This window comes from Clostridium sp. CM037, assembly GCF_055081095.1.
On sequence record NZ_JBSJEN010000002.1, the window covers coordinates 47,479 to 59,349 of the forward strand.

Below are 11,871 nucleotides of genomic sequence, written 5' to 3' on the forward strand. Positions count from 1 at the left end.
TGTAATCATACAATATACTGAGAAGTAGACTGACACAGCTTTATTTAGGAATAAGTAAATGGGGGAATAATGATGAAAGATAGTAGTGAACTAGATGGCTCGGTGGAAAAATACGATCTATCTAAAAAATACTGGGAAGATTTGAATTTAAGCAATGAAAAAAGAGTGGAAATAACGCATGACTTTATTTCGGTTAATAAATATGAAAAGAACATACTAGCTTTTTCAATAGATAAGGTTTTGAGTGATAGGTTAATATCCATCACTCAAAACAATGATTTTCCTTTATATTCTATATTTTTAGCTGGTTTTATAATACAGTTATACAGGTATACAGGTAAAGAAGAAAGTATAATAGGTGTTCCTATGTATGTATCTAATATGAAAGATAGTGATATTGTTAAAAATATGGTTTTACCACTTGAGAATAGTTTAAACGTAGAAATGAATATTAAAAGCTTTATTATGAAGGTACGTGATAAATTAATAAAGGCCTATGAAAATAAACAAATAAATTTAGAAAATATTTTAAGAAGATTAAACATATGTAATAGTGTAATGGAACTAACACCAATTAGTATCACTATGAATACCTTGCATATTGATAAATATGTAGAATACATATGCAACTCAAGTAAAAATGAAATATTGGTAAAAATAAACAAAAAAACTGATAATTCATTGGAATTATTAATAGTAAGTAATGCCGCTTTATTTAAAAGTGAAACTATAGAGTTATTTGGAGAAAGATATATAAAAATAATAAATGATATTGTAAATAATCTCGATGGTTATGTTAAAGATATTGGAATCATGACAGAGGAAGAAAAAAATCAAATATTATATGATTTCAATAATACTAGAACTGACTATCCCAATAATAAGTCTATAAATGAATTGTTTGAGGAAAATGTAGAAAAGACACCGAATAATACAGCGGTAGTATTTGAAGATAAGAAATTGACATATAAAGAATTGAATGATAAATCTAATCAATTAGCAAGTTTTTTAATAAACAAAGGCGTACAACCTGATTCTATAGTAGGTATAATGGTAGAAAGGTCACTAGAAATGATAGTGGGAATACTTGGAATATTAAAGTCGGGAGGAGCCTATCTTCCAATAGATTTAAGCTATCCAAAAGATAGAATAGAATATATTTTAGAAGACAGTGGCACAAATATAATTCTAACGGATGCTGAATGTAATGATTATGGAACTGAAAGAGCTTTAACATGCATAAATCTAAAGGATAAAAATATTTATACGAGAAATAATACTAATCTCAATAACGTAAAAACGTCAAATAGTCTAGCATATGTAATATATACATCTGGGTCTACAGGGAAACCAAAAGGAGTAATGGTTGAGCACAAAAATGTTTTGAATTTAGTTACAGGGTTATATGAAAATGTGTACAAGGATTATAATGATAAATTAAATATCGCACTTATTGCTTCATATGTTTTTGATGCATCCGTGCAGCAAATATTTGCATCACTATTATTGGGGCATTCACTTTATATATCATCTAATTCTGAAAGATTTAATGGGGAAAAATTGCTGGAATTCTATATTAAAAATAGTATTGATATCTCAGACGGTACGCCTATACATATAAGTATATTAAATGCTGTTGATATCAAATTATATAGAAACCTAAGCTTGAAACAATTAATAATTGGTGGGGATGAACTTCAAATTGGAATTGTAAGAGAGTTTCTAAATAAGTTTAATGATAGTAAGCCTATTATTACAAATGTGTATGGACCTACTGAATGTGCGGTTGATAGTACTTACTACCATATAGATACAAATAATTTCAATACTTTAAGTAGCTTGAGAAGAATTCCAATAGGAAAACCTCTTAATAACTTTGAAATATATATATTGGATAAAGATAAGAACATTGTTCCAAAGGGAATAATAGGTGAAATGTACATATCCGGAGAAGGTGTATCAAGAGGTTATCTAAATCGAAAGGATTTAACTGAACAAAGTTTTATTTCAAATATATTTGCACAAAAAACAAGGATGTATAAAACAGGGGATTTGGGAAGATGGCTTACTGATGGGAATATTGAATTTTTAGGTAGAATAGATGGTCAGGTAAAGATAAGGGGCTTTAGAATAGAACTTGGAGAAATAGAAAATAAGTTATTAAGTTATGAAGATGTAAAAGAAACTGTTGTATTGGCGAGAAACAATGATGATAATGAGAAGTATTTGTGCGCGTATATAGTAGGCAATAAAAATATTGATATTTCAGAAATAAGAAGATACTTAAAACAAAGATTACCAGAGTACATGATTCCTTCATACATTTTTAATATAGAGAAAATGCCATTGACGGCTAATGGCAAGATAGATAGAAAAGCTTTGCCTAAGCTAGATATAGACCTCCTTACAACTGAAAAATATGAAATGCCAAGAAATGAAGTAGAAGAGAAACTTGTAAAAATATATAGTGAAGTATTAGGGATAAAAAAAGTAGGCATAAATGATAATTTTTTTGACTTGGGCGGAGATTCAATAAAAGCTATAAGAATAGTATCTAAGTTGCAAAAATTTGGATATAATCTGGATGTAAGTGAGTTATTTAGTGATGGAAAAATAAAATCATTAAGTGATAAAGTTACAATTAGTCAAAGTAAAATATGTCAGGAAGAGATTACTGGAGAAGTAAAATTAACGCCTATACAAAAAATATTTTTTGAGAAGAATTATACAGATACGCATCATTGGAATCAAGCTGTAATGTTATATAATAACGAAGGGTTTAATGAAGATATAGTAAAAAAGGTTTTTGAAGAAATAGTGAAGCACCATGATGCTTTAAGAATGGTGTATAAAAAAGAAGAAAATAAAATAGTACAAATTAATAGAGGATTTAAAGAAAAACTATTTGATCTAAAAGTAATGGATTTTAGATATTGTGATAATTATGAGGGAGCCATAGAGCAACAATGTAATGAATTACAAAGCAGTATTGATTTAGAAAATGGTCCGTTGGTAAAACTAGGATTGTTTAAAACCAAGCAAGGGGAACATCTTTTAATAGCGATACATCATTTGGTAATAGATGGCGTATCTTGGAGAATACTGTTTGAAGATTTTGAATTAGGTTATAAGCAAGCATTAAACGGAGAAAAAATATCGTTCCAAGAAAAAACAAATTCATTTAAAGATTGGGCTGATTATTTATGTAGGCAAATTAATAATGATAGATTACAGGAGCAATTTGAATACTGGGATACTATAGAAAATACGCAAGTAAAGAAATTACCTACAGATAAAGAGTGTGGCGAACAGGAAAATAAGCTGAAATTTCATAATAGTTTGAATTTGTATTTCAATGAACAAGAAACCGAGGATTTATTAAAGAGTTCAAATAGGGCTTATAATACCGAGATAAATGATTTATTATTATCAGCATTAGGGTTGACAATGAATGAATGGACAACAGAAGAAAATATACTTGTAAATTTGGAAGCTCATGGAAGGGAACTATTGGGAGAAAATATAGATATCAGCAGGACAATGGGATGGTTTACTACACAGTATCCATTATTACTCAATGTAAGTAAGAGTGAGGATATAGCATATACAATAAAGAAAGTAAAAGAAACCCTAAGACACGTACCTAATAAGGGAATAGGTCATGGTATATTAAAGTATATAGATTGTAAGGCACAATGGAAAATCAGTGAACCAGAAATAAGCTTTAACTATTTAGGGCAATTTGATGAAGATTTAAAGAAGGACATATTTGAAATTTCTAGACTGCCATTTGGTGAACCTATGAGTCTTGAAAGTGAAAGTAATATTAAGATAGGCATAAATGGTATGGTATCAGAGAAAAAATTAAGTTTGACAATAGCTTATAACAGCAAAACATATAATGAATATACGATTAAAAAAATAGGAGAAAATTATAAAAAGAATTTATTAGATATAATAGATCACTGTAAAAACAAGAAAATAACAGAGGAGACTCCTTCAGATTTTTCAGACAATAATTTAGAAACAGAGGAACTGGAAGAATTAAGAGAAGTTTATGAAAAAGAGAAAAAATTAAAAATAAAAGATATATACTCCCTTACGCCAATGCAGGAAGGTATGCTTTTCCATTCACTAATGGATAATAAATCTGCAGCATATTTTGAACAGATAATGTATACGCTTAAAGGAGAGTTAGATATCAAAATAATGCAGAAAAGTTTTAATATACTTCTAGAGAGATATGATGTATTGAGGACGGTGATAGCTCACAGAAAACTTGAAAGTCCTAAACAAATAGTTTTTAAAACAAGGACAGCAGATGTTTACTATGAAGATTTGACTCAATTAAATAAAGAAGATATAGAAAAACACACAAAAGATTTTGAAGTAACAGATAGAAAAAAAATATTTGATTTAAGTGAAGACATTTTAATAAGACTATCAATATTAAAAACGGATATATATGAATATAAAGTAATTTGGGATTCACATCATATTATAATGGATGGATGGAGTATTTGGATAGTGATTAAGGATTTCTTTGATATATATTTTTCATTAATAAAAAATATAAAACCAGAGACTAAAGAACCAATACAATATATAAATTATATAAAATGGTTAAATGAGCAAAGTAAGAATAATGCAAAATTATATTGGGAGAAATACCTAGAAGGATACAATACGGTAGCTCAAATACCTTTTATGAAAATAAAAACTTCAAATGAGTATAAAAACAGGGAATTAAAATTTACTATAGGTATAAATCAGACAGAAAAAATAAAGAGACTAGGACAGAACACTCAGACAACAATAAATACTATAGTACAAACTATTTGGGGAATAGTCCTTCAAAAGTATAATAATACTAATGATGTAGTATTTGGAGCTGTAGTATCTGGTAGAAATGCAAAAGTAAATGGCATAGAAGAAATGGTTGGATTGTTTATAAATACTATACCAGTAAGGGTAAGAATAGATAAAAACAGTATATTTACGGATATATTAAAAATTGTACAAAATAGTTTTCTTGAAGGAAGTAATTATGATTACTATCCATTAGCAGATATACAATCGATGACAGATGTTAAGGATAAATTAATTAATAATAAAATTACATTCCAAAATTATTATATTGATGAAAATTTAAAGAACTTGGATTTTTGCAAGGAACTGAATTTAACTATTGATGACTTAAAGGGGTTTGAACAAACTAATTATGATTTTAACGTTAAAGTCATACCTGATGATAACCTGACTGTTTTATTTTCTTATAATGAATGTGTATATGATGAAGCATGTGTCAATAGCATAAAGGATCATTTTAATAAAATTATAGAAACAGTAATTGAAAATCCTGAGATTAAAGTCTCGGAAATAGAAATTACGACAGATAATGAAAAGAAGCAAATACTATATGAATTTAATAATACAAAAACAGATTATCAAAAGGACAGTACAATATATGAATTGTTTGAGAAACAGGTAGAAAGGACGCCGGATAATATAGCAGTAGTATTTGAAAATAATAGTTTGACTTATAGAGAGTTAAATGAAAAATCAAACCAATTAGCAAGAATATTGATAAATAAAGGGATACAAGCAAATACGATAGTAGCACTAATGCTTGAAAGCTCTTTGGAGATGATAATTGGGATAATGGGAATATTAAAATCAGGCGGGGCATATTTGCCTATAGAAATTACACATCCCAAAAATAGAATAGAGTATATGATAAAGGATTCAGGTGTAAGTCTATTGGTTACATCGAAGGAATATAGTGATGAATTAGAGTTTAGTGGAGAGACAATAGATATAGAAGAAAAAAATGTATTTAAAGGAGATAATAGTAATTTAGATATAATAAGTAAAAGTGATAACTTGGCATATGTAATTTATACATCAGGAACTACAGGAAATTCAAAAGCTGTAATGATAAGACATTGTAGTTTAATAAACTACTGTAAATCTATTATTGATAAGGCTTCTATAACATTAAAGGATGAAACAGCACTACTATCCTCATATGCTTATGACTTGGGTTACACGACTTTATTTACAGCATTACTTAGTGGAATCAAATTAAATATGATTTCTGAAGACAACTATAAAGATCCTAAAAAACTAGTGGAATGTCTAGAAAAAAACATTACTTATATTAAAATGACTCCATCATTGTTTAATATGATGCTTAATTACGAAGATAACAAGAGGATATTTGAAAATGGAAAATTAAGATTAATAGTACTAGGCGGAGAGTCAATAAACATTAAAGATATTGAACAATTCAATCTTATGGATAAAAAAGATAAGATAAGCATAATGAATCATTATGGACCTACAGAAAGTACTATAGGATGTATTGCAACAATGCTGGATAAGGATAGATTGAGTGAGTGTGCTAATGTAATCGGAAAGCCTCTTAACAATATAAAGATATATGTTTTGGATAAATATGATAATGTTTCAGCTATTGGAATACCTGGAGAGTTGTGCATATCAGGTGAGGGACTTGCTAAGGGGTACTTAAACAGACCAGAGTTAACGAAGGAAAAATTTGTAGATTGTCCATTTAATCCTAGAGGAAGAATGTATAAAACAGGGGATATGGCAAAGTGGCTACCAGATGGAAAAATAAACTTTTTAGGAAGAATGGACAGCCAAGTAAAGATAAGAGGATTCAGAATAGAGCTTGGAGAGATAGAAAATCACCTATTAAGCAATGAAAGTATAAAAGAGGCAGTCGTGATTGCACAAAACAATGAAAATAACGAAAAATATCTATGTGCATATATAGTATGTAATGAAGAAATAGAAAAATTAGAAATAAAAAGATATTTAAGAGAAAGATTACCAGAGTATATGGTGCCGACATATAATATGTGTATAGAAAAAATGCCACTGACCGCTAATGGAAAGATAAACAGAAAAGCGTTACCAAAGCCAGATATGGAAGGACTTATAACTAGTGAATATGAAGCACCGAGAAATGAAGTTGAGAAGAAATTGGCGCAAGTATGGTGTGGCGTATTAGGAGTAGAAAAAGTAAGCATAAATGATAATTTCTTTGAACTAGGAGGACACTCACTAAAAGCTACAATTCTTATAAGCAAAATACATAAGTGCTTAAACAAAGAATTAACCTTAAAACAGTTGTTTGAGAGTCCAACTATAAAAGGGATAAGCAAATATATGAAAAATAATAGTGAAAACATATATGAAACTATAGAAAAATGCGAAGAAAAAGAATACTATGAAACATCATCAGCACAAAAAAGAATGTATATGGTACATCAGCTTGAAAAGAATATGGTATATAACATGCCAGTAGTGTATGAATTAGAGGGCATTATAGAAATAGAGAGAATAGAAAAAACTTTTAAAAAATTAGTGAAAAGACATGATGCTTTAAGAACATACTTTGAAAATATTAATGGTGAAATAATTCAAAAAATTGATGATAACTATGAATTTAAGATGGAAATAAGGGAAGAGAATAAAAAAGAAATTGATGAGATTGTTAAAAGATTTGTAACAACTTTTAAATTAGAAGAATTACCATTGTTCAGAGTGAAATTGTTGCATAATAATAATAAGTGGTATTTATTAATTGATATGCATCATATAATAAGTGATGCTGTATCTATGACTATATTAATAAAAGAATTTACTGAATTATACAATGGATTTAAACTTGAACCATTAAGACTTCAATACAAGTGTTTTGCAGAATGGCAAAATAAGCTTTTAAAATCCAATGAAATGAAAAAGCAGGAAGAATATTGGATAGGCAAGTTTAATGATGAGATTCCTGTACTGAATCTTCCTTATGATTATGAAAGACCAACAGTACAAAGTTTTGAAGGAGATACAATTAGGTTTTCTATAAATGAAGTTATCACAAGTAGATTAAGAAAACTGGCAAAAGAAACTGAAACCACCATGCACATGGTAGTATTATCCGCATTTAATATATTATTATCAAAATATACCCGAAGTGAAGATATTATAGTAGGGGTACCTATAGCTGGAAGGCCACATGCAGACCTTCAAAATATTATGGGGGTTTTTATAAATACTTTAGCAATGAGGAGTAAAATAGATAAGTCAAAGAGCTATATAGAGTTTTTAAGTGAAGTAAAAGAAAATTGTTTAGATGCTTATGAGAATCAAAGTTATCAGATTGAAGAGTTGATAAATAAGATTAATATAAAAAGGGATATAAGTAGAAATCCGTTATTTGATGTAATGTTTAATACTGTTAACGTAGGCTACGAGAAAAAAATAGAGATGGATGGGCTTATTTTGAAACCAACTATAACGGAAAGTAAAATAACAAAATTTGATTTATCATTGAGATTAGAAGAAAGTAAAAAAATATTAGAATTTAACTTGGAATACTGTACGAAGTTATTTAAGGAAGAAACTATCAAGCGATTTGGCAATCATTTTGTTGCTATATTAAATAATATATGTACAAATATAGATGCAAAAGTCTCAGAAATTGAAATTATGTCAGAGGAAGAAAAAAATCAAATATTATATGACTTTAATAGTACTAAAACTGATTATCAAAATAACAAGACTATAAATGAATTGTTTGAGGAACAGGTAGAAAAGACACCGGATAGTATAGCGGTAGTATTCGAAGATAAGAAATTAACGTATAAAGAATTGAATGAGAAATCCAATCAATTGGCAAGAATATTAATAAATAAAGGCATACAATCTGATTCTATAGTAGGTATAATGGTAGAACGATCACCAGAAATGATAGTGGCAATAATTGGAATATTGAAATCTGGAGGAGCATACTTGCCTATAGATCCTAAGCATCCCAAAGATAGAATAAAGTATATGCTAGAAGATGCAGAAGTCGATATAGTGGTTACATCTAATGAAATTAGTGGAAATATAGACTTTAATGGAAGTGTAATAGATATAACGAGTGAAGAGCTTCATAAAGCTGATAGCAATAATTTGGGAAAAACTAATAACTGTAGCGATTTAGCATATGTGATATATACTTCAGGCTCAACAGGAAGGCCTAAAGGTGTAATGATAGAACATAGACAGGTCACTAACTTTATACATGGAATAGTTAGAGAAACAGGGTTGTCACAATATCAAAGCATATTATGCGTTACAACAATCTCATTTGATATATTTGGCTTGGAAACGTTAGTTCCATTAACTTTAGGAATGAAAATAACTGTCTCGAGTGATGAAGAAAATATGGAATATGGTAAGTTGGGACAGGTTATAAAGAAAAACGATATAGAGGTAATGCAAACTACACCATCAAGATTCAAGATGCTTTTAGAAAGTATAGAATTTAGGGATTCATTGAGAAGCTTGAAAGCAATACTTGTTGGTGGTGAGGAGCTTCCAGCAAGCTTGTTAAAGGAATTGAAAATGTATAAAAACTTAAAAATTTACAATGTATATGGTCCAACAGAGACGACAATTTGGTCAACGGTTAAGTTAATTGATGACGAAGAGAAGATAACAATAGGAAAGCCTATAAGTAATACAAAAATATACATTATAGATGCAAATAAACAAATAGTACCTGTAGGCGTTCCAGGGGAATTATGTATAGGCGGAGATGGATTAGCAAGAGGATATTTTAAAAAAGAAGAACTAACAAAAGAAAAGTTTATAGATAATCCATTTATACTTGGAGAAAGGATATATAAAACAGGAGATTTGGCTAGATGGCTATCTGATGGAAATATAGAATTTTTAGGAAGAATAGACAATCAAGTTAAGATAAGAGGTTACCGTATAGAGCTAGGAGAAATAGAAAACAGATTATTAAGCCATAAAGGTATAAAAGAAGCAGTAGTAGTAGCGAGAGAAGATGGAAATAATGAAAAATACTTGTGTGCATACGTAGTATGTAAAGAAGAGATAAGTAAATCTCAAATAAGAGAGTATCTTAAGGAAAGTATGCCTGAATACATGATACCAGCATACATTGTACACATGGACAATATGCCACTGACACCTAATGGAAAAATAGATAGAAAAGAAGTGCCAAGGCCAAATGTAAATGATCTTATAACTAGTGAGTACGAATCACCAAGAAATGAAGTAGAAGAAAAGCTTGCAAAAGCATGGTGTGAAATATTGGGGATTGAAAAAGTAGGCATAAATGATGATTTCTTTGAATTGGGAGGACATTCTCTAAAAGCAACAATGTTTATTAGCAAAATTCACAAAGAGATAAATATAGAATTACCGCTAATAGAGTTATTCAAGAGTCCAACTATTAAAGAAATAAGCAGCTATATAAAAAACAGGAGTGAAAGTATATACGAAACCATAGAAAAATGTAAAGAGAAAGAATATTATGAAACGTCTTCGGCACAAAAAAGAATATATATGGTACAACAGCTCAATAAAAATAGTACAGCATATAATATTCCAATAGTATTTGAGTTGCAAGGAGAGGCAGATGTAAACAAAATTGAAATAACTTTCAAAAAGTTAATACAAAGACATGAGGTTTTGAGAACATACTTTGAAACAATTGATGGTGAAATAGTTCAAAAAATAGTTAATGAATATGAATTTAAGATTGAAGTAAAACAGGTAAAAGAAAAAGAAATCGATGAAGTTGCAAAGAATTTTATTAGAAGTTTTGAATTGGATAAATTACCATTATTCAGAGTGAAACTGGGTGAGTATAATGGTAAAACTTATTTGTTGATAGATGTACATCACATAATAACTGATGGGGTATCGATGGAGATATTAATAAAAGAATTTGTAGCGATATTCAATGGCGTTGAGATTGAAACATTAAAACTTCAATATAAGGATTTTTCAGAATGGCAAAATAAGTTGTTGAAATCGGAAAAGATAATAAAGCAAAAGGAATACTGGATTAATAGATTCAGTGATAAAGTACCGGTATTAAACTTGCCTTACGATTATGAGAGAACTTCTATTCAGAGTTTTGATGGTAGAAAAAAGAATTTCTCTATAGACGAGGAAATAACCAATAGGATGAGAAGTATAGCAAAAGAAACAGGAAGTACAATGAACATGCTAGTACAAGCAGTATTTAATATATTGTTATGTAAATATAGTGGACAAGAAGATATAGTGATAGGAATGCCTATAGCTGGAAGGACACACATAGAACTTAACAATATTATAGGTATGTTTGTAAATACACTAGCTTTGAGGAATAGACCAAGCGAAGAGAAGACATTTCGACAATTTTTAGAGGAAGTAAAGGAAAATTCCCTAAAGGCATATGAAAATCAAAGCTATCAGTTTGAGGAGTTAATTGGAGTGCTTAATGTGAAAAGAGAAATAGGGAGAACTCCTTTGTTTGATGTTATGCTTGATATGACAAATACTCACTATGATTCAGCTGTTGAATTGAATGGACTTTTATTAAAGCCGTATCCAATTGAGAATAACATATCAAAGTTTGATTTAACTTTAAAAGTAGCTGATAATGGTAAAAACTTAGAAATGGCTTTCGAGTACTCATCAAGGTTATTTAAGGAGAGCACAATCGATAGGGCCGTAAAAGATATCAAGGTAATAATCGACACTTTAGTAAAGGACATAGATATTTTGATTAAAGAAATAAATGTTTTAGATGATGTTGAGAAAGCATTAATCTTAGAAATATATGAAGAAGTATCTGATTTAAGAAATGATGGTTTTACGTTCTAAGAGTTTCTTATATTAAAAGGATAAACTATCTATATAATCAAGGGTCAGTGAAAGGACTTTAGTTACCCTTGATTATTTAAATAAGAGTTACTACACTTTAAGGTAAAAATCAACTACGGTGAAGGCATATGTAGATACTATAGAGGGGTTTATACCGTACACATGAAATAT

The 11,871-nt window shown here is 29.2% G+C and carries 1 protein-coding gene; it reads left to right on the forward strand.

From position 1 onward, the window contains the following. The first annotated feature begins 72 nt into the window (after positions 1-72). Entirely contained in the window at positions 73-11,700 is an 11,628-nt protein-coding gene (locus tag ACWJKP_RS20420; RefSeq protein ID WP_462961736.1) for an amino acid adenylation domain-containing protein, read from the forward strand. The last annotated feature ends 171 nt before the right edge of the window (positions 11,701-11,871 follow it).

Excerpts from the sequence above, each read along its gene's own strand:
- ACWJKP_RS20420 (WP_462961736.1), top strand. The coding sequence starts at position 73 with ATGAAAGATAGTAGTGAACTAGATGGCTCGGTGGAAAAATACGATCTA.